Source organism: Mixta mediterraneensis, assembly GCF_014946725.1.
GTDB classification, from domain to species: Bacteria; Pseudomonadota; Gammaproteobacteria; order Enterobacterales; family Enterobacteriaceae; genus Pantoea; species Pantoea mediterraneensis.
Window position 1 is genome coordinate 239,309 of the sequence record NZ_JACFXY010000005.1, and the last position, 18,488, is coordinate 257,796.

Annotated in this window: 22 protein-coding genes and 1 pseudogene; 13 read left to right on the top strand and 10 right to left on the bottom strand. The window is 51.8% G+C overall.

The window, feature by feature from the left end:
* The first annotated feature begins 4 nt into the window (after positions 1-4).
* From H2P46_RS11575 to H2P46_RS11590, 4 genes and pseudogenes are all read left to right on the top strand, one after another.
* Positions 5-1,621, top strand: coding sequence for a (2,3-dihydroxybenzoyl)adenylate synthase (locus tag H2P46_RS11575; RefSeq protein ID WP_193405197.1), 1,617 nt, complete (start codon positions 5-7; stop codon positions 1,619-1,621).
* An 18-nt stretch (positions 1,622-1,639) separates the two neighbouring features.
* Positions 1,640-2,494, top strand: a complete 855-nt coding sequence (locus tag H2P46_RS11580) for an isochorismatase family protein (RefSeq protein ID WP_193405198.1) — start codon at positions 1,640-1,642, stop codon at positions 2,492-2,494.
* Positions 2,491-3,249 (top strand): 2,3-dihydro-2,3-dihydroxybenzoate dehydrogenase, encoded by a 759-nt coding sequence (gene dhbA / locus H2P46_RS11585; protein WP_193405199.1) that lies wholly within the window; start codon positions 2,491-2,493, stop codon positions 3,247-3,249. The genes H2P46_RS11580 and dhbA overlap by 4 nt, the downstream gene beginning before the upstream one ends.
* Positions 3,250-3,252: 3 nt before the next feature.
* Positions 3,253-3,668, top strand: a pseudogene (locus H2P46_RS11590) (hotdog fold thioesterase).
* A gap of 50 nt (positions 3,669-3,718) precedes the next feature.
* Here the strand turns inward: H2P46_RS11590 and cgtA are convergent.
* The 3 genes from cgtA to rplU all read right to left on the bottom strand — a co-directional run bounded on the left by cgtA (position 3,719) and on the right by rplU (position 5,723).
* Positions 3,719-4,894: an Obg family GTPase CgtA gene (cgtA, locus tag H2P46_RS11595; RefSeq protein WP_193405200.1), complete on the bottom strand. Its 1,176-nt coding sequence runs from the start codon at positions 4,892-4,894 to the stop codon at positions 3,719-3,721.
* Between the two features lie 244 nt (positions 4,895-5,138).
* Positions 5,139-5,396 carry a 50S ribosomal protein L27 gene (rpmA, locus tag H2P46_RS11600; protein ID WP_006121751.1) on the bottom strand — a complete coding sequence of 86 codons (258 nt, stop codon included), beginning with the start codon at positions 5,394-5,396 and terminating at the stop codon, positions 5,139-5,141.
* Positions 5,397-5,411: 15 nt separating this feature from the next.
* Positions 5,412-5,723, bottom strand: a complete 312-nt coding sequence (gene rplU, locus H2P46_RS11605; RefSeq protein ID WP_193405201.1) for a 50S ribosomal protein L21 — start codon at positions 5,721-5,723, stop codon at positions 5,412-5,414.
* A gap of 255 nt (positions 5,724-5,978) precedes the next feature.
* On the opposite strand from rplU, the gene ispB reads away from it, so the two are divergent.
* Complete coding sequence (gene ispB / locus H2P46_RS11610) at positions 5,979-6,950, top strand: octaprenyl diphosphate synthase (RefSeq protein WP_193405202.1); 972 nt, start codon at positions 5,979-5,981, stop codon at positions 6,948-6,950.
* 246 nt (positions 6,951-7,196) lie between these two features.
* Positions 7,197-7,538, top strand: coding sequence for a helix-turn-helix domain-containing protein (locus H2P46_RS11615; protein ID WP_193405203.1), 342 nt, complete (start codon positions 7,197-7,199; stop codon positions 7,536-7,538).
* 56 nt (positions 7,539-7,594) lie between these two features.
* Here the strand turns inward: H2P46_RS11615 and murA are convergent, their stop codons facing one another.
* The 7 genes from murA to mlaF all read right to left on the bottom strand — a co-directional run bounded on the left by murA (position 7,595) and on the right by mlaF (position 12,397).
* Positions 7,595-8,854, bottom strand: coding sequence for a UDP-N-acetylglucosamine 1-carboxyvinyltransferase (murA, locus tag H2P46_RS11620; RefSeq protein ID WP_193405204.1), 1,260 nt, complete (start codon positions 8,852-8,854; stop codon positions 7,595-7,597).
* A 67-nt stretch (positions 8,855-8,921) separates the two neighbouring features.
* On the bottom strand, positions 8,922-9,179 hold the full coding sequence (gene ibaG / locus H2P46_RS11625; protein WP_193405205.1) for a BolA family iron metabolism protein IbaG: 258 nt from the start codon (positions 9,177-9,179) through the stop codon (positions 8,922-8,924).
* A gap of 113 nt (positions 9,180-9,292) precedes the next feature.
* Positions 9,293-9,598: a lipid asymmetry maintenance protein MlaB gene (gene mlaB / locus H2P46_RS11630; RefSeq protein WP_193405206.1), complete on the bottom strand. Its 306-nt coding sequence runs from the start codon at positions 9,596-9,598 to the stop codon at positions 9,293-9,295.
* A gap of 2 nt (positions 9,599-9,600) precedes the next feature.
* On the bottom strand, positions 9,601-10,230 hold the full coding sequence (gene mlaC, locus H2P46_RS11635) for a phospholipid-binding protein MlaC (protein WP_193405207.1): 630 nt from the start codon (positions 10,228-10,230) through the stop codon (positions 9,601-9,603).
* 17 nt (positions 10,231-10,247) lie between these two features.
* On the bottom strand, positions 10,248-10,790 hold the full coding sequence (gene mlaD, locus H2P46_RS11640; protein ID WP_193405208.1) for an outer membrane lipid asymmetry maintenance protein MlaD: 543 nt from the start codon (positions 10,788-10,790) through the stop codon (positions 10,248-10,250).
* A 4-nt stretch (positions 10,791-10,794) separates the two neighbouring features.
* Positions 10,795-11,577 carry a lipid asymmetry maintenance ABC transporter permease subunit MlaE gene (gene mlaE / locus H2P46_RS11645; protein WP_193405209.1) on the bottom strand — a complete coding sequence of 261 codons (783 nt, stop codon included), beginning with the start codon at positions 11,575-11,577 and terminating at the stop codon, positions 10,795-10,797.
* Between the two features lie 4 nt (positions 11,578-11,581).
* Positions 11,582-12,397: a phospholipid ABC transporter ATP-binding protein MlaF gene (gene mlaF, locus H2P46_RS11650; RefSeq protein ID WP_193405210.1), complete on the bottom strand. Its 816-nt coding sequence runs from the start codon at positions 12,395-12,397 to the stop codon at positions 11,582-11,584.
* A gap of 226 nt (positions 12,398-12,623) precedes the next feature.
* Between mlaF and H2P46_RS11655 the strand changes: the two genes are divergently transcribed.
* Genes H2P46_RS11655 through rpoN form a run of 7 tightly spaced genes read left to right on the top strand, consistent with a single transcriptional unit; the run spans position 12,624 to position 18,488 of the window.
* Positions 12,624-13,604: a calcium/sodium antiporter gene (locus H2P46_RS11655; RefSeq protein WP_193405211.1), complete on the top strand. Its 981-nt coding sequence runs from the start codon at positions 12,624-12,626 to the stop codon at positions 13,602-13,604.
* 16 nt (positions 13,605-13,620) lie between these two features.
* On the top strand, positions 13,621-14,607 hold the full coding sequence (gene kdsD, locus H2P46_RS11660; RefSeq protein ID WP_193405212.1) for an arabinose-5-phosphate isomerase KdsD: 987 nt from the start codon (positions 13,621-13,623) through the stop codon (positions 14,605-14,607).
* Positions 14,608-14,620: 13 nt separating this feature from the next.
* Positions 14,621-15,187, top strand: a complete 567-nt coding sequence (gene kdsC, locus H2P46_RS11665; protein WP_193405213.1) for a 3-deoxy-manno-octulosonate-8-phosphatase KdsC — start codon at positions 14,621-14,623, stop codon at positions 15,185-15,187.
* The gene (lptC, locus tag H2P46_RS11670; RefSeq protein ID WP_193405214.1) at positions 15,184-15,762 is read left to right on the top strand and encodes an LPS export ABC transporter periplasmic protein LptC; all 579 of its coding nucleotides are present in this window, start codon (positions 15,184-15,186) and stop codon (positions 15,760-15,762) included. The genes kdsC and lptC overlap by 4 nt, the downstream gene beginning before the upstream one ends.
* Positions 15,731-16,276 carry a lipopolysaccharide ABC transporter substrate-binding protein LptA gene (gene lptA, locus H2P46_RS11675; RefSeq protein WP_193405215.1) on the top strand — a complete coding sequence of 182 codons (546 nt, stop codon included), beginning with the start codon at positions 15,731-15,733 and terminating at the stop codon, positions 16,274-16,276. The genes lptC and lptA overlap by 32 nt, the downstream gene beginning before the upstream one ends.
* Before the next feature lie 5 nt (positions 16,277-16,281).
* Complete coding sequence (lptB, locus tag H2P46_RS11680) at positions 16,282-17,007, top strand: LPS export ABC transporter ATP-binding protein (RefSeq protein ID WP_193405216.1); 726 nt, start codon at positions 16,282-16,284, stop codon at positions 17,005-17,007.
* A 47-nt stretch (positions 17,008-17,054) separates the two neighbouring features.
* Positions 17,055-18,488 (top strand): RNA polymerase factor sigma-54, encoded by a 1,434-nt coding sequence (gene rpoN / locus H2P46_RS11685; protein ID WP_193405217.1) that lies wholly within the window; start codon positions 17,055-17,057, stop codon positions 18,486-18,488.

Here is an 18,488-nt window from a genome sequence, read left to right on the forward strand (position 1 = left end):
GGTTATGACAATCTTATACAGCCGCTGGCCGGACGATCTGGCCGCTCGTTACCGCGAAAAAGGGTACTGGCTTGATGTACCGATGACCGATATTCTCACGCGCCATAAAAACAGCGATGCCGTGGCGGTGATTGAGGGTGATCGCCAGTTTAGCTACCGTCAGCTCAACGATATGAGCGACAACCTGGCGGCAGCACTGCAAAGACGCGGCCTGAAAAACGGCGATACCGCGCTGGTTCAGTTAGGTAACGTGGCGGAGTTTTACCTGACGCTGTTTGCCCTGTTCAAAATTGGCGTTGTACCCGTCAATGCGCTGTTTAGTCATCAACGGACCGAGCTCAGCGCGTATGCTGACCAGATTGAGCCGAAGCTGCTGATTGCCGATCGCAGCCACGCACTGTTTGTTGATGATCGCTTTATTGAACAGCTTTGCCGCGATCATACTTCGCTTCAGCAGATCATCCTGCATCACGATACCCAGCCGGAAAATACCCTTGAAGCCTTACTGGCGGAAGCCGCTGAAAATTTCAGCGCAACACCAACCGCGGGTGATGAAGTGGCATTTTTCCAGCTTTCCGGCGGCAGTACCGGCACGCCGAAACTGATCCCGCGTACGCATAATGATTATTATTACAGCATCCGCGACAGCGATAAGATTTGCGGCGTAACCGCTGAAACCCGCTATCTGATCGCCCTGCCCGCTGCGCACAACTTCCCGATGAGTTCACCCGGTGCGCTTGGCGTGTTTTATGCCGGTGGACGCATCGTTCTGGCGGCCGATCCAAGCGCGACGCTGTGTTTCCCCCTGATCGAAAAGCATCAGATTCCCGATCCCGGCCTGGTGCCGCCCGCCGTTAGTTTGTGGCTGCAGGCCATTCAGGAGTGGGGAACCAACAAACAGCTGGCTTCTCTGCAACGCATTCAGGTTGGCGGAGCGAAATTAGGCGAAACCCTGGCAGCGCGTATTCAGACTGAAATGGGCTGTAAGCTGCAACAGGTGTTTGGCATGGCTGAAGGCCTGGTTAATTACACCCGTCTGGATGATGATGAAAAAACCATTCTGACGACCCAGGGTCGCCCGATTTCAGCCGATGATGAAGTGTGGGTTGCTGATGAGAAGGGTAATCCGCTGCCGGTAGGTGAGGTAGGCCGCCTGATGACGCGCGGTCCTTACACCTTCCGTGGTTATTACAACAGCCCGGAACACAACGCGACGAGCTTTGATGAAAATGGCTTTTATTGTTCCGGCGATCTGATTGAGATGACGCCCGATGGCAACATCATCGTGCAGGGCCGTGAAAAAGATCAGATCAACCGCGGCGGCGAAAAAATTGCGGCGGAAGAGGTCGAAAATTTACTGCATCGCCATCCTGATGTGATTCATGCCGCCCTGGTTTCAATGAATGACGAGCTGATGGGTGAAAAAAGCTGCGCTTATGTTGTCGCCAGCCAGCCGCTCAAACCCGTCGTGCTGCGTCGTCATCTGCGCGAGCTGGGCGTAGCCGAATTCAAGCTGCCTGACCGTATTATCTGTGTAGATGCCCTGCCGCTGACACCCGTCGGCAAAGTGGACAAAAAGCTTCTGCGTCAAAAACTTGCCCATCAACAAGCGCAAGCCTGATTTGTTCTGGAGATTTTTATGGCTATTCCAAAATTGGCCTCATATCCGCTGCCAACCGCCACCGACTTACCGGACAATAAAGTGAAATGGGCGATGCAGCCCAATCGCGCGGCGTTACTGATTCATGATATGCAGGCCTATTTCCTTAACTTTTGGGGCGAAAACAGCCCGCTGATTAACCAGGTCATTGAAAACATTGTGCGCCTGCGCCGCTACTGTAAAACACAGGGAATTCCGGTGTTTTATACCGCACAGCCAAATCAGCAGAGCGATGAAGATCGTGCCCTGCTCAATGATATGTGGGGGCCGGGCCTGAACAAGCATCCCGACCAGCAGAAGATCGTTGACGACCTGGCGCCTGACGCAGACGATCATGTTTTGACAAAGTGGCGTTACAGCGCGTTTCATCGTTCGCCGCTGGAAGCAACCCTGCAGGAAATGGGCCGCGATCAGCTGATCATTACCGGCGTTTACGCTCATATCGGCTGCCTGACCACGGCGACCGATGCGTTTATGCGTAATATTCAGCCCTTTATGGTGGCGGATGCGCTGGCCGATTTCACCCGTGACGAACATATGATGGCGCTGACCTACACCGCTGGCCGCAGCGGCAAAGTGGTCATGACCGCCGACCTGATGCCGCTCCCGCTCAGTAAAGACGACCTGCGTGCGCTGATCCTGCCGCTGTTAGAAGATGACGATGTGCCAGAAGATGATGAAAATCTGATTGATTACGGTCTGGATTCCGTCCGTGTTATGTCGCTGGCGGCGCGCTGGCGTCAGGTTCACAGCGATATAGACTTTGTCAGCCTGGCGAAAAATCCAAGCATTGATGGCTGGTGGGCGCTGCTGTCGCGGGAGCCTGCAAAATGAGCCATTCATTCGATTTCAGCGACAAAATTGTTTGGGTAACCGGCGCCGCGCAAGGCATTGGTTATCATACGGCGCTGGCCTTTCATCAGGCGGGCGCAAAAATCGAAGCATTTGATCTGCACTTTCACGACCAGGATTATCCATTTCCATGCCACACCCTGGATGTCGCCAGTCCCGATCAGGTGAAAACCGTTTGTCAGCACGTACTGGCTGCACAACCACGCATTGATGTGCTGGTAAACGCCGCCGGTATTTTACGCGTTGGCGCAACGGATGAGCTGACCTTCGCCGACTGGCAAACGTGCCTGGCGGTGAATGCCGGGGGCGCATTTAACCTGTTTCAGCAAACGCTGCCGGTGTTTCGCGAACAACGCGCTGGGGCAATCGTCACCATCGCCTCTAATGCCGCGCATGCACCGCGTATCGGTATGTCGGCTTATGGCGCCTCAAAAGCCGCGTTGCGTAGCCTGTGTTTGACTGTTGGCCTGGAAATGGCGCCCTACGGCGTGCGCTGCAACATCGTTTCGCCAGGATCGACAGATACCCATATGCAACGCAGCCTGTGGCACACGCCAACGGGCGAACAGGAAATGATCGAAGGTTTCCCGGAGCAATTTAAACTTGGGATCCCCCTGCGCAAGATCGCTAAACCGCAAGAGATCGCGGCTAACGTGCTGTTCCTCGCGTCAGATCTGGCCAGTCATGTGGTGCTGCAAGATATTGTGGTCGACGGCGGCGCGACATTAGGAGCCTGATATATGGCAGCGATCTGGAAAAAATCTATCCATTTAGATGCGCTTAATGCGCTGGGCGAAAATTCGCTGGTGGCACATCTGGGGATCGTCTTCACCGTGATAGGTGATGATTATCTCGAAGCCACGATGCCGGTAGACGCACGCATCAGCCTTTTGGCCTGCTGCATGGCGGGGCATCGGTAGTGCTGGCTGAATCGATGGGTTCAATTGCAGGTTATCTGTGTGTTGAAGAAGGCAGCAGCGTGGTGGGTGTTGAAGTGAATGCCAGCCATCATCGTGCCGTTTCCAGCGGGCAAGTGCGTGGCATTTGCCGCCCACTGCATTTAGGTTCGCGTAGTCAAACGTGGCAGATTGAGATTCGTAATGGACGGGAACAATTGTGCTGTAGCGCGCGGCTAAGTGTGGCGGTGCTGGGGTAATAATGAAACTTGCCCCAGGAACGGGGCAAGTTTTGATGAGACTTTACTGCTTAACGCTGATAGATAATTTCGACGCCTTCGTCGTCATCTTCATCCCAGTCGTCGTCCCACTCTTCATCTTCTTCTGCTTCAACCGTATTCTCAATGGTTTCACGATGGTAATCATCCCACATGAACTCCACTTTCTCTGGCTGCTTCTCTTCAGTTTCTGCTTCTTTCGGATTCGCGTTAATAAAGCTCATCACGTCCCAGCATAAATCGCTAACGCCATTGCGGCTGGCCGCAGAAATAAGGTAATACTTGTCTGTCCAGCCCAGCGCTTCGGCAATCGCCTTCGCACGCGACTGCGCTTCTTCTTCGCTCAGCAGATCAGTTTTGTTGAATACTAACCAGCGCGGCTTGTTGAACAGTTTTTCGCTGTATTTTTCCAGTTCACCAAGAATAATGCGGGCATTTTCCACCGGATCGGTTTCGTCGATAGGGGCAATATCGATCAGGTGCAACAAAACACGACAGCGCTCAAGGTGTTTCAGGAAGCGAATGCCTAAACCTGCGCCTTCCGCTGCACCTTCAATCAAGCCAGGAATGTCGGCCACCACGAAGCTTTGTTCCGCATCCATACGCACGACACCGAGGCTTGGCACCAGAGTCGTAAATGGGTAATCGGCGACTTTTGGCTTCGCCGCTGAAACGGCGCGGATAAAGGTGGATTTACCGGCATTCGGTAAACCCAACATCCCAACGTCTGCCAGCAGCATCAGCTCCAGTTGCAGATCGCGTTTCTCACCTGGCGTCCCCATGGTTTTCTGACGCGGAGAACGATTCACCGAAGATTTAAAACGCGTGTTACCCAGACCGTGCCAGCCACCTTTGCCGACCATCAGCTTCTGCTCATGGCGCGTCATATCGCCCAGCGTTTCACCGGTTCCCTGATCAATAACACGTGTTCCCACGGGCACTTTAATAACGATGTCTTTGCCGTGTTTACCGGTACAGTCACGGCTCTGACCGTTCTGACCGCGTTCAGCGCGAAAAGATTTTTCGAAGCGATAATCAATCAGCGTGTTCAGGTTTTCGTCAGCAATCAGATAAACATCGCCGCCATCGCCACCGTCGCCACCGTCAGGACCACCTTTAGGGATGTATTTTTCACGGCGGAAGCTGACGCATCCATTACCGCCATCACCTGCAACAATCAGGATTGTCGCTTCATCAACAAACTTCATTTTCTTTCTCCGTCACACAATCGTTTACAGCACGGCTGTAAACGGGTCCGCCAGGGTCTTCTGCGCTGACCAGCGGCGGATAAAATCAGGATTGGCTTTCGCCAGTGCGTACATAAAGTGTACAGCAATCTTTTGTGATACGTCGCCCTTAAGGCGACCAGGCACAGAATGTAAAAAGCCCCGCAGGAGCTGCGGGGCCTTCAATTCGTGCGGTCAGACGTCAGGCGTCTGCGTCACGGCAACCTTACTCAGCAACGATGCTGATATATTTACGGTTGTTCGGACCTTTAACTTCGAATTTTACTTTGCCGTCTGCGGTAGCAAACAGGGTGTGATCACGACCACAGCCTACGTTGTTACCCGCGTGGAATTTGGTACCACGCTGACGAACGATGATGCTACCTGCCAGAACAGATTCACCACCGAAACGCTTAACACCCAGACGTTTTGCGTTGGAGTCACGACCGTTTCGAGTCGAGCCACCAGCCTTTTTATGTGCCATTTCTCAGATCTCCTGTTAGGCAGTGATGCCAGTGATTTTCACATCAGTGAACCACTGACGGTGGCCTTGCTGCTTACGGTAGTGCTTACGACGACGAAACTTAACGATTTTAATTTTCTCGCCACGACCGTGAGCAACGATTTCTGCCTTGATCACACCGCCTGAAACCAGTGGCGCGCCGATTTTCACGTCTTCGCCATTTGCAATCATCAGAACCTGATCAAACTCAATGGTTTCACCGGTTGCGATGTCCAGCTTTTCCAGGCGAACGGTCTGACCTTCGCTTACTCGGTGTTGTTTACCACCACTTTGGAAAACCGCGTACATATAAAACTCCGCTTCTGCGCTTGCCTTTCAGTTCATCAGGCGGCGCGCTAAATATTCACAATAGGGCGCGAATTCTACGCAAAACTCCAGGAGAAGACAAGAGCACTTTGCACTCTCTTGCAGAAAAAAAACACAGGCTGAACGCAAATGTTTCTCAAGCGAAAAATTCAAGTACAATCAGTAACAGATTACCTGAACGCTGGCTGGGTAAAAGCCCCTACCATGGCAGAAAACGAGTCATAGCTGAAAAGACGAATGAACTTAGAACAGATTAATGAATTAACCGCGCAGGATATGGCTGCCGTTAACCAGACCATCCTCGACCAGCTGAATTCAGATGTCTCGCTCATCAATCAGCTGGGATATTACATTATCAGTGGCGGTGGAAAGCGCATCCGTCCCATGATTGCCGTGCTTTCCGCACGAGCAATGGGTTATGAGGGCAGCCTGCATGTCACCAATGCGGCGTTGATCGAATTCATTCATACCGCCACGCTGTTACATGACGATGTGGTGGATGAATCCGATATGCGCCGTGGCAAAGCCACTGCGAATGCCGCATTTGGCAATGCAGCAAGCGTGCTGGTTGGCGATTTTATTTATACGCGTGCGTTTCAAATGATGACCAGCATGGGTTCGCTGCGCATTTTGGCGTTGATGTCTGAAGCGGTGAATGTAATTGCTGAAGGCGAAGTCTTGCAACTGATGAACGTCAACGATCCTGATATTACCGAAGAGAGCTACATGCGCGTTATTTACAGTAAGACCGCGCGCCTGTTTGAAGCGGCATCCCAGGCCTCGGCGATCCTTGCTGAAGCTACGCCTGCACAGGAAAAAGCCTTGCAGGATTATGGACGCTATCTCGGTACGGCTTTCCAGTTAATTGATGATCTACTAGACTACAGCGCCGACGGTAAGACATTAGGCAAAAACACCGGTGACGATCTCAGCGAGGGCAAACCGACCTTACCGCTGCTTCACGCGATGCAGCACGGTACGCCAGAGCAAGCAAAAATGATCCGGGAAGCCATTGAGCAGGGTAACGGGCGTCATTTACTGGAACCGGTACTTGAAGCTATGCGTCAATGTGGCTCCCTGGAGTGGACCCGCACCCGGGCTGAGCAGGAAGCGGATAAAGCCATTACGGCCTTACAGGCCTTGCCTGAAACGCCGTGGCGTAGCGCGCTGGAATCGCTGGCGCACATGTCAGTGCAACGCGATTTCTGACTTTCTCACGGAGCCGGTCATCGGCTCCGCTTTTCCAGATATTCTCCTTTTCTCTTCAGCGATTTACATCCGTTGCAAATCTTTTGCGCTAATCCCCTCAGTTCTATGTGTTTAATTCGATCTTAACTGGAAATTAAAGGAAAACATTTGTTATAAATATCCATAAGTTTCCAGTTGAGATAGCAAAAGGAAGCCGGGATCGCCCCAGGGGGGTGACGCCATAACAAGGAAAAGGAGAACAGGATTATGCACAAAGGGAATGAGGACTGGCATTCTGCCGATATTATCGCAGCTCTGCATAAGCGCGGCACTTCGCTTGCAGCGTTATCACGTGAAGCAGGATTAAGCTCATCAACGTTAGCCAACGCCTTATCGCGCCCGTGGCCTAAAGGTGAATGGCTCATTGCCGATGCGATCAACGTCCATCCCGCGGTGATCTGGCCAAGCCGTTATTATGATCCCGTTACGCATCGCTTAATAGATCGAAAAAAACGTATTCGACTGGTGAAAAGTCGTGCTTCTGCAGAAAAGGAACATGAGCTTTATACCTTTCAACCGCCGAATAAAAACAAACCGGGTCAGCGATAAAAAAAACCAGCCACGGAAACCGGGGCTGGTTTATTTGACTCATGCTTTGTCAGCAATTATTCGCCGCTGACACGCTCTATGTCAGCGCCCATCGCTTTCAGTTTATCTTCAATATGTTCATAGCCGCGATCGATATGATAGATGCGATCCACAAACGTGGTGCCTTCAGCTATGCAACCAGCCAGCACCAGGCTTGCCGAGGCGCGTAAGTCAGTTGCCATTACCTGTGCACCCGAGAGCGTTTCAACGCCATGGCAGATCGCCGTATTACTTTCGATTTCAGCATGCGCGCCCATGCGAATCAGCTCAGGAATATGCATAAAGCGGTTTTCGAAAATAGTCTCGGTGATCAGGCCCGTACCTTCTGCAACCAGATTCAACAGCGTGAACTGCGCCTGCATATCCGTTGGGAAGCCAGGATGCGGCGCAGTGCGTATGTTCACCGCTTTCGGGCGTTTGCCGTGCATATCAAGGCTAATCCAGTCTGTACCGGTTTCAATGTCGGCACCGGCATCACGCAGTTTCGCCAGCACCGCATCTAGCGTGTCAGGCTGTGTGTTGCGACATGTGACCTTCCCCCCTGAGATAGCGGCTGCGACCAGAAACGTCCCCGTCTCAATACGATCTGGCAGGACACTGTAAACACCGCCTCCTAAGCGCTCGACGCCTTCAATGGTGATTTTATCGCTGCCTGCACCGCTGATTTTCGCGCCGAGCGTGTTAAGGAAGTTAGCGGTATCAACAATTTCCGGCTCGCGGGCGGCGTTTTCAATGACGGTCGTGCCGGTTGCCAGCGTAGCTGCGCTCATAATGGTGACCGTCGCGCCAACGCTGACTTTATCCATGACAATAAGCGCACCTTTCAGACGCCCCTCAACCGAGGCTTTGACGTAGCCTTCTTCCAGCTTGATCTCTGCACCCAGTTGCTCAAGGCCAGTAATGTGCAGATCGACTGGACGGGCACCGATAGCGCAACCACCTGGCAGTGAGACCTGCCCCTGACCAAAACGCGCAACCAGCGGCCCAAGCGCCCAGATAGAAGCGCGCATGGTTTTAACCAGATCGTAAGGTGCGCAGAAAACATTCATAGCGCTGGCATCGACGTGCACGGAACCATTGCGTTCAACCTTAGCACCCAGCTGACTCAACAGCTTCATGGTGGTATCAATGTCCCGCAGCTTCGGCACATTTTGAATCTCGACCGGCTCTTCAGCCAGTAACGCAGCAAAAAGAATAGGCAGCGCGGCGTTCTTCGCCCCGGAGATGGTAACTTCACCACTTAAGCGGGTGGGGCCTTGCACACGAAATTTGTCCATTAACACGGCTCTCAATTAACTAACTAAAGATCGGGCTTGCCAGGGGCAAGCGCGCCACGCTGAAGACTCAGAAACCATTCAGTTTACGGTCACGCGCCCATTCAGCGGGAGTATAGGTTTTGATGGAGACAGCATGAATACGGTTATCCGCGATGTATTCCATCAGCGGCGCGTAAACAGCCTGCTGTTTTTTCACGCGGCTCAATTCGCCAAACAGCTCGCCTACAGCGATAACCTGGAAGTGGCTGCCGTCATTGCTCATCACATGGACTTCGTCCAAAGGCAGCGCTTGCATCAGCACGGCCTGAATTTCACTGTTTTCCATTGTTTTTAACTTCACTTGATAATAATAAGGCTGCCATCTTAGAGGAAAGCGCCTGACTCTTAAATACGCAAAAGCCCCTGCATAAAACAGGGGCTTAATTTAACAGAAGGAAATCAGGCGTTTTTATCTACAGAAACAATAATCTGTTGCAGATTGTAAAGAGTTATGAGTGATTGCAATTTATCGCTGATGCCGCTGAAACGCGGCGTGGTGCCCTGGGCGCGGGCTATTTCACGCAAATGTACCAGCAGAGCCAGTCCCGCACTATCAACACGATCCAGCGCGGCCACGTTGATAACGTCAACATCCTTGATTAGCGTTTCTCGCTGCTGCCACAGGGACAGCAGCGTATTGCGATCAAGTTCACCACTTAATAACAGTGTGCTGGCGTTACGCTGCCAGCGAAGTGATTCACGCATGGTTACTGTTTATCCAGCGTAATTGGCTGAGCGGCAGAACGTTTCAGCTGCGCGGTCAGGCCCTCAATGCCTTTCGTGCGCAACAGATCGCTCCACTCATTTTGCTTGGTCGTGATCATACTAACGCCCTCCGCAATCATGTCATATGCCTGCCAGTTTCCTGTCTGGCTATTTTTACGCCATTGAAAATCCAGACGAACCGGCGGACGGCCATTTGGATCGATAATCGTCACGCGAATTGCCAGGATATTCGCATCGCCAATTGGCTGCTCTGGCTGGATTTGGTAGGTTTGACCGTGATACAGCGCCAGCGCCTGCCCGTAAGCTTGCGCCAGATAATCACTAAACGCACTGAAGTAAGCTTCACGTTGCGCGGGGGTCGAGTCACGATAGTAACGGCCTAACACCAACGCGCCGGCGTATTTAATTTGCACATATGGCAACAGCTCCTGACGCACGATTTCACGCAGATAGTTCGGGTCCTGCTTAATTTTTGGCTGTTCCGTTTTCAGGCGCGTAAAGGTTTTCTGCGCCGCTTCGTTCATCAACTTATAAGGATTGCTTTGATCGGCTGCGTTAGCCGCCAGCGGTGCTACCACCAGCATGGCAATCATCAGTAAACGTTTAAACATCGTGTGTGACCTCTTTCTTAAGGTTGAACCGGTGCCGCAGGGGCGTTATTGCTTCCCTGCGTATCCTTATGATCGTTATTGTCTTTATTATCGCCGCTCTTATACAGGAACTGACCAATCAGATCTTCCAGTACCAGCGCTGATTTGGTATCTCGCAACGTATCGCCATCTTTCAGCATCGCCGAGCCAAGTTCAGGATCGTCAAAGCCCAGGTTTAACGCCAGAAACTGCTCCCCTAACAAGCCCTGGGTACGAATCGCCAGCGAACTGGTATCCGAAATTTTATTCGCGTACTGATCGCTGATGTCCATGGTAACGCGCGGCAACAGGGTTTTGGGTTCGAGAGAAATATCGGTGACGCGCCCAATGACCACACCACCGACTTTAACTGGCGAGCTGACTTTCAGGCCGCCGATATTATCGAAGGTGGCGTAGAGCTTCCAGGTCGGATCGGTACCAAGCGATTTAAGATCTGCTACGCGCAGACAGAGAAAGAGCATAGCGATCAGCGCCATAATCAAAAATACGCCAACCCAGATTTCGCTTTTTTTGCTTTGCATTGCATCAATTCCCAAACATCAGTGCTGTCAGCACAAAATCCAAACCGAGCACCGCCAGTGAAGCATGCACCACGGTGCGCGTCGTCGCGCGGCTGATCCCTTCAGAAGTCGGGATCGCATCATAACCATTAAATAAGGCAATCCAGGTTACCGTCACTGCAAAGACGGCGCTTTTGATGATGCAGTTAACCACGTCGGTACGAAAATCGACGGCGTGTTGCATTGCTGACCAAAAGAATCCCGGATCGATACCCTTCCAGCTCACGCCGACCAGCGCGCCACCAGCAATGCCAACGGCGGTAAAAATAAGCGCCAGCAAGGGCATACTGATAAACCCGGCCCAGAAACGGGGCGAAACGACCCGACGCAGCGGATCTACCGCCATCATTTCCATACTGGAGAGCTGTTCGGTGGCTTTCATTAAGCCGATTTCTGCCGTTAATGCCGAGCCTGCACGGCCCGCAAACAGCAGCGCCGTGACCACCGGTCCTAACTCACGCAGCAACGATAATGCCACCAGCATACCCAGGCTGGTTTCTGCGCCATAGGTGGTAAGCACCAGATAGCCTTGCAGGCCAAGCACCATACCGATGAACAGACCGGAAACCACGATAATCAGTAACGACAGGACGCCGACGCTGTAAAGCTGCTTTACCAGCAACGGCGCGTGTTTGCGAAACGCCGGTTTGCCCACCAGCGCATGGAATAGCATTAAGCCTGCGCGGCCAAAGGTGGCGCAGGTTTCAATTCCCTGGCGTCCCAATAACGCCAGTGCCTTCAATAACATCAGATTAGACTCTCCCTGTGCCGGTTAAATCGGCAAGATAATCGCCGGCCGGAAAACGAAATGGGACAGGTCCATCCGCATCCCCATCAATAAACTGGCGCACGCGGGGATCGGGATTTTCCCGTAATTCCGGCGTGCTGCCCTGGGCAATGATTTTTTTTCCCGCCACGATATACGCGTAATCCGCAATACTTAATACTTCCGGTACGTCATGCGAGACCACAATGCAGGTCAGGCCCAGCGCATGGTTCAGTTCGTCGATCAATTTAACCAGCACTCCCATAGTAATTGGGTCCTGGCCCACAAACGGTTCGTCGAACATCATCAATTCGGGTTCTAGCGCGATAGCACGTGCCAGTGCAACACGACGCGCCATCCCCCCCGACAACTCTGCCGGTTTCAGTTGTGCCGCGCCACGCAGGCCGACCGCTTCCAGCTTCATAAGAACCGTGCTGTGTAGCAGAGCCGGGGGCAGCTGCGTGTGTTCACGCAGTGGCCAGGCCACATTTTCGTAGACGGTTAAATCGGTGAACAGGGCGCCGGACTGGAATAACATGCTCATTTTTTTACGCGCTTCATACAATTTAGCGCGTGAAAGCGTGGGGATATTTTCGCCACGGAACCAGATTTCGCCGCCATTCGGCTGCAACTGACCACCGATCAAGCGTAGCAAAGTTGTTTTACCAATGCCTGACGGCCCCATTATTGCCGTCACCTTACCTTTCGGCACGGTAAGCGAAATGTCATCAAAGATTTTGCGATCTCCGCGCGAAAAACTCACGCCACGAACCTCAACCAGATTCGTTTGCTGCTGGATCATTATTACCTCTTAGGCAGATCGGGCGTAAACATGGGGTACGATGGTAGCTTGTTCAACCTTAATGCACGATAGCTTTACAGAAACTTACCGCGGAGATTTGGCGAAAACGGGCATAAAATTTACTTTTTCCGTTTAGACGGTCAAAATCAGCGCCTGTTTCACCACACAGCTTCTGTAATCAGTCGGACAAAGCGTGCCGACATGGATTTTCACGCAAGGATTTTTAATGTTCGTCGCTACCGCACTATTGATTATCGGTCTGCTTTTACTGGCGTATGGTGCCGATCGTCTGGTGTTTAGCGCCTCAATACTTTGCCGCTCTTTTGGCATGCCGCCCTTGATCATTGGTATGACAGTGGTCAGCATTGGCACATCGCTCCCGGAAATCATTCTCTCTTTTTCCGCGGCTCAACATGGTCAGATGGATCTGGCGGTGGGTACTGCACTCGGTTCGAACATTACTAATATCCTGTTGATTTTAGGCAGGGCGGCATTACTGCATCCACTTACCGTCCATTCAAATTTAGTGCGTCGCGAACTGCCGTTAATGCTGCTGGTCTCATTATTGAGCGGCATAACGCTGTTTGATAATGAGCTTAGTCGACTTGATGGTTTGGGCTTAATTGCACTTGCCGCCATCTATTTGATCGTGGTGATCCAGATTGCGCGCAAAGCTGAGCGCAATAATAACGACACGCTGACGCGTGAACAGCTGGCTGAACTTCCACGCGAAGAGAGCGGCAACACCGTCGCTTTTCTTTGGCTGGCAGTCGCACTGATTATTTTACCGATGTCGACGCGTATGGTGATCGACAACGCCACGGTGTTTGCCGACTATTTCGGCGTCAACGAATTAGTGATGGGTTTAACGCTGATTGCGGTTGGCACCAGTTTGCCAGAGCTGGCTACCGTGCTTGCAGGTGCGTTGAAAGGTGAAGATGATATTGCTATCGGTAATTTGATTGGTGCCAATATTTATAATGTTGCCATTGTGCTGGGCTTACCAGCGTTAATTCATCCTGGCAGCATAGATTATCACGCCTTTGCACGCGATTACTGGGTGATGCTTGGCGTGAGCGCACTATTTGCTCTGCTCTGCCTGCTACGCCGCCGTCGTATTGGTCGCGCCGCAGGCACACTTTTACTCTGTGGGTTCATCGTCTGGATGACGCTGCTGTGGTTGCAGCCTGCGTTTATCGACGGCTAAAAAGGATAGATTTTCCATGTCACATCAGCAATCAATCGGTGATTTTGATTTCCAGCGAGCAGGTAAAACCGTGCTGCGTATTGAGCGCGAAGGGCTGGAACAGCTCGACCAGTATATCAATGAAGATTTTGCACGCGCTTGCGCCATGATTTACCACTGCAAAGGCAAAGTCGTGGTGATGGGGATGGGAAAATCGGGCCATATCGGCAAAAAGATGGCCGCCACCTTCGCCAGCACCGGCACTCCCGCGTTTTTTGTCCATCCCGGTGAAGCCAGCCACGGCGATCTGGGGATGGTTGGCCGTGATGATGTGATTATCGCTATTTCAAACAGCGGTGAATCCAACGAAATTCTGGCGCTGATCCCGGTCATTAAACGTCAAAAAATTACGCTTATCTGTATGACCAGCCGGACAGAAAGCGCCATGAGCCGCGAGGCCGACGTGCATTTATGCGTCAAAGTGCCGCAGGAAGCCTGCCCGCTTGGCCTCGCGCCGACCAGCAGCACCACCGCGACCTTAGTCATGGGCGACGCCTTAGCCGTTGCGCTGTTAGAAGCACGGGGCTTTACGCCAGAAGACTTTGCCTTGTCGCATCCCGGTGGCGCATTGGGCCGTAAGCTGCTGCTTCATGTCAGCGATATTATGCACAGCGGCGATGAAATACCGTACGTTGATCACCATGCCTCTTTACGGGATGCGCTGCTGGAAATTACCCGTAAAAATCTCGGTTTGACCGTGATTGTTGACGATCTGATGAAAATTGAAGGTATTTTTACGGATGGTGATTTACGCCGCATCTTTGATATGGGAATTGATTTCCAGCACGCGACCATTGCAGAAGTGATGACGCGTGGCGGTATTCGTGTTCGCCCCAACGTGCTGGCGGTGGATGCGTTGAATCTGATGCAAACCAAAAATATCACTGCGCTGCTGGTGGCCGATGACGATCGTCTGCTCGGTGTGGTACATATGCATGACATGCTACGCGCCGGCGTAGTCTGAACAGGAAAAGAGAATGCCGTTGGAAACTGCCCTAATAGAAACCTGCTACGGCCCGGTTCGCGCCGATGTCATGACGCGCGCCAGTAACATTCGCCTGTTGATTTGTGATGTCGATGGTGTGATGTCAGATGGCGTTATTTTCATGGGAAATAACGGTGAAGAACTCAAAGACTTCAACGTGCGCGACGGGTATGGCATTCGCTGTCTGCTGACCTCTGATGTGGAAGTGGCTATTATAACTGGCCGCAATGCCCGTCTGATGGAAGATCGTTGTAAAACGCTCGGCATCCGTCATCTTTATCAGGGTCAGTCGGATAAGCTTTTGGCCTATCGCGAACTTCTGGATAAACTGTCGCTTTCCGACGAGCAGGTCGCCTATATCGGTGACGACTTGATCGACTGGCCGGTAATGGCCAAAGTGGGTTTGAGTGTGGCGGTAGCGGATGCACATCCTGTTTTGCTGCCGCGCGCTAACTACGTGACGCGTATTGCCGGTGGACGCGGTGCGGTACGTGAGTTATGTGACCTGATCTTAATGGCACAGAACAAATTTGAGGATGCCAAAGGGCAATCAGTATGAGTAAAAGCAGGCGTTGGATAACGCTGATTCTGATCTTAATTGCACTGATCCTGATTGGCTGGAATCTGACCAATCAGGATGATCCGGGCACGCCCGTGGCTGCCGATAATCAGGCGCCCACTTATACCAGCGCTGACTCCAATACGGTGGTGTACAACCCGCAGGGTGCTTTGGCGTATAAGCTGGTGTCAGACAAAGTCACCTATTTTTCCGTTGACGAGCTGAGCTGGTTCGATAATCCCGTGATGACCACGTACGACGAAAATAAAGTACCAACCTGGTCAGTACGTGCAGACAAAGCAAAGCTGACCAAAGATCGTATGCTTTATCTGTACGGACATGTTGAGCTCAATACGCTGACGCAGGATTCACAGCTTCAGCGTATTAAAACCGATAATGCGCAGGTAAACCTTGTCACTCAGGATGTTACCTCTGACGATCAGGTGACCTTGTATGGCCGCAGCTTTAACTCCACCGGTATGAAAATGCGCGGTAATTTACGGACAAAAAACGCTGAGTTAATCGAAAAGGTCAAAACTTCTTATGAAATCCAAAATGAACAAAAACAACCTTAAGTATTTACTGGCAAGCGTAATGCTTGCGACCAGTGTTCCAGCGCTGGCTTTGACCGGTGACTCGGATAAACCCGTAAATATCGACTCGCAGAACCAGGCGCTGGACCTGCAAGGTAACGTCGCAACGTTTACCGGCAACGTTATCGTGACTCAGGGTTCTATCAAAATCACGGCTGACAAAGTGGTGGTGACGCGTCCGGGCGGTGACAGTAAAAAAACTATTGTTGATGGTTACGGCACGCCAGCAACGTTCTATCAAATGCAGGACAGCGGCAAACCGGTGCAGGGCCATGCAGCAAAACTGCATTATGAGCTGGCTAACGATTTCGTTGAGCTGACCGGCAATGCCTATATCGAGCAGCAAGACAGCAATATCAAAGGTGATCGCATTACTTATCTGGTTAAAGAGCAGAAAATGCAGGCTTACAGCCAGGGCCAGAGCAAGCGCGTAACCACGGTACTGGTGCCATCGCAATTGCAAAATAAGCCCAACAGCGGAAAGAAGAGTAACTGATAGCTATGGCCACATTAATCGCAGAAAACCTGGCGAAGGCATATAAAAGCCGTCGCGTAGTAGAAGACGTCAGCCTGCAGGTAAAATCCGGCGAGATTGTCGGCCTGCTGGGCCCTAACGGTGCGGGTAAAACCACCACCTTTTACATGGTTGTTGGCATTGTGCCACGCGATGCCGGCCGCATTATTATTGATGATGAAGACATCAGCATTTTGCCACTGCATGCCCGTGCTCGTCGTGGTATTGGCTATCTCCCGCAGGAAGCCTCTATTTTTCGCCGTCTGAGCGTGTTCGACAATTTAATGGCGGTGTTGCAGATTCGTGATGATCTGACTGAAGAGCAGCGTCAGGATCGCGCCAAAGAGCTGATGGAAGAATTTCACATCGAACATCTGCGTGACAGCATGGGACAGGCATTGTCTGGGGGTGAACGTCGCCGCGTCGAAATTGCGCGTGCCCTGGCAGCTAATCCCAAATTTATCCTGTTGGATGAGCCCTTTGCGGGCGTTGACCCTATCTCGGTTATCGACATCAAAAAGATCATTGAGCATCTGCGTGATAGCGGCCTTGGCGTGCTGATTACCGACCATAATGTTCGTGAGACCCTGGCAGTATGTGAACGCGCATATATCGTCAGTCAGGGCCACCTCATCGCCCACGGTACACCCACAGAAATACTTGCTGATGAGCAGGTTAAGCGGGTTTATTTGGGCGAAGAGTTCAGACTCTGATAAGGTGTGGCTAATACTGACGTTTGCTGAGGAAAATCAATCCTGTCATGAAGCAAGGTTTACAACTCAGGCTCAGCCAACAGCTGGCGATGACACCCCAGCTGCAACAGGCTATCCGGCTGTTGCAGCTTTCGACGCTTGAACTTCAGCAAGAGTTACAGCTCGCGCTGGAAAGTAATCCGCTGCTTGAACAAACCGATGTACATGAAGAAGTCGACGCCCACGACTATCAGGAAGCCGAAGCGCTGGATACACGTGAAGCGCTTGAGCAAAAAGATATGCCGGAAGAATTGCCACTCGATGCAACCTGGGACGAGATTTATACCGCAGGCACGCCGTCAGGCACTGGCACCGATTATCAGGATGATGAATTACCCATTTATCAGGGTGAAACGACCCAATCGCTGCAGGATTATTTGATGTGGCAGGTTGGGCTAACGCCTTTTACTGATAACGACCGCGCGATTGCCACCTCTATCGTTGATGCTATTGATGATACGGGCTACCTTACTGTTTCGCTTGAAGAGATCCTTGACAGCATCGGTAACGAAGAGCTGGAACTGGATGAGGTTGAAGCCGTATTAAAACGCATCCAGCGTTTTGATCCGATAGGCGTGGGTTCCCGTGATTTACGTGATTGCCTGCTGGTGCAGCTATCACAATATGCGCCTGATACGCCGATGCTGGCCGAAGCGCGTTCGATCGTCAGCAATCACCTTGATCTGCTGGCGAACCATGATTTCCGCAGTCTGATGCGTATGACACGTCTCAAAGAAGACGTGTTAAAAGAAGCCATGATACTGATTCAATCACTGGACCCCCGTCCGGGACAATCGGTCAATACTGGCGAGCCGGAATATGTTATTCCTGATGTGCTGGTACGTAAGATCGGATCCCGCTGGACGGTTGATCTTAATGCGGACAGTCTGCCGCGTTTGAAGATTAATCAGCACTATGCCGCGATGGGCGGTTCGTCACGCAATGACAGCGATAACCAGTTTATTCGTAGCCATTTGCAGGAAGCCAAATGGCTGATTAAAAGCCTGGAAAGCCGTAATGATACTTTGCTGAAAGTGACGCGTTGTATTGTTGAACAACAACAGGATTTTTTTGAACAGGGCGAAGAATTTATGCGTCCTATGGTACTGGCGGATATTGCCCAGGCCGTTGAAATGCATGAATCGACGATTTCCCGCGTAACCACGCAAAAATATTTGCACAGCCCGCGTGGTATTTTTGAATTGAAGTATTTTTTCTCCAGTCACGTCAATACCGAAGGTGGCGGCGAAGCATCGTCCACCGCGATTCGCGCACTGGTCAAAAAATTAATTTCGGCGGAAAATCCAGCCAAACCCTTGAGCGACAGTAAGCTCACCACCATGTTATCTGATCAAGGGATCATGGTGGCGCGTCGAACCGTCGCTAAATATCGCGAGTCTTTATCCATCCCGCCATCAAATCAGCGTAAACAGCTGGTTTGA

Bases quoted from the DNA above. Each gene is read 5' to 3' on its own strand.
- H2P46_RS11575 (WP_193405197.1), top strand. From the start codon at position 5: ATGACAATCTTATACAGCCGCTGGCCGGACGATCTGGCCGCTCGTTAC.
- H2P46_RS11580 (WP_193405198.1), top strand. From the start codon at position 1,640: ATGGCTATTCCAAAATTGGCCTCATATCCGCTGCCAACCGCCACCGAC.
- dhbA (WP_193405199.1), top strand. From the start codon at position 2,491: ATGAGCCATTCATTCGATTTCAGCGACAAAATTGTTTGGGTAACCGGC.
- cgtA (WP_193405200.1), bottom strand. From the start codon at position 4,894: ATGAAGTTTGTTGATGAAGCGACAATCCTGATTGTTGCAGGTGATGGC.
- rpmA (WP_006121751.1), bottom strand. From the start codon at position 5,396: ATGGCACATAAAAAGGCTGGTGGCTCGACTCGAAACGGTCGTGACTCC.
- rplU (WP_193405201.1), bottom strand. From the start codon at position 5,723: ATGTACGCGGTTTTCCAAAGTGGTGGTAAACAACACCGAGTAAGCGAA.
- ispB (WP_193405202.1), top strand. From the start codon at position 5,979: ATGAACTTAGAACAGATTAATGAATTAACCGCGCAGGATATGGCTGCC.
- H2P46_RS11615 (WP_193405203.1), top strand. From the start codon at position 7,197: ATGCACAAAGGGAATGAGGACTGGCATTCTGCCGATATTATCGCAGCT.
- murA (WP_193405204.1), bottom strand. From the start codon at position 8,854: ATGGACAAATTTCGTGTGCAAGGCCCCACCCGCTTAAGTGGTGAAGTT.
- ibaG (WP_193405205.1), bottom strand. From the start codon at position 9,179: ATGGAAAACAGTGAAATTCAGGCCGTGCTGATGCAAGCGCTGCCTTTG.
- mlaB (WP_193405206.1), bottom strand. From the start codon at position 9,598: ATGCGTGAATCACTTCGCTGGCAGCGTAACGCCAGCACACTGTTATTA.
- mlaC (WP_193405207.1), bottom strand. From the start codon at position 10,230: ATGTTTAAACGTTTACTGATGATTGCCATGCTGGTGGTAGCACCGCTG.
- mlaD (WP_193405208.1), bottom strand. From the start codon at position 10,790: ATGCAAAGCAAAAAAAGCGAAATCTGGGTTGGCGTATTTTTGATTATG.
- mlaE (WP_193405209.1), bottom strand. From the start codon at position 11,577: ATGTTATTGAAGGCACTGGCGTTATTGGGACGCCAGGGAATTGAAACC.
- mlaF (WP_193405210.1), bottom strand. From the start codon at position 12,397: ATGATCCAGCAGCAAACGAATCTGGTTGAGGTTCGTGGCGTGAGTTTT.
- H2P46_RS11655 (WP_193405211.1), top strand. From the start codon at position 12,624: ATGTTCGTCGCTACCGCACTATTGATTATCGGTCTGCTTTTACTGGCG.
- kdsD (WP_193405212.1), top strand. From the start codon at position 13,621: ATGTCACATCAGCAATCAATCGGTGATTTTGATTTCCAGCGAGCAGGT.
- kdsC (WP_193405213.1), top strand. From the start codon at position 14,621: ATGCCGTTGGAAACTGCCCTAATAGAAACCTGCTACGGCCCGGTTCGC.
- lptC (WP_193405214.1), top strand. From the start codon at position 15,184: ATGAGTAAAAGCAGGCGTTGGATAACGCTGATTCTGATCTTAATTGCA.
- lptA (WP_193405215.1), top strand. From the start codon at position 15,731: ATGAAATCCAAAATGAACAAAAACAACCTTAAGTATTTACTGGCAAGC.
- lptB (WP_193405216.1), top strand. From the start codon at position 16,282: ATGGCCACATTAATCGCAGAAAACCTGGCGAAGGCATATAAAAGCCGT.
- rpoN (WP_193405217.1), top strand. From the start codon at position 17,055: ATGAAGCAAGGTTTACAACTCAGGCTCAGCCAACAGCTGGCGATGACA.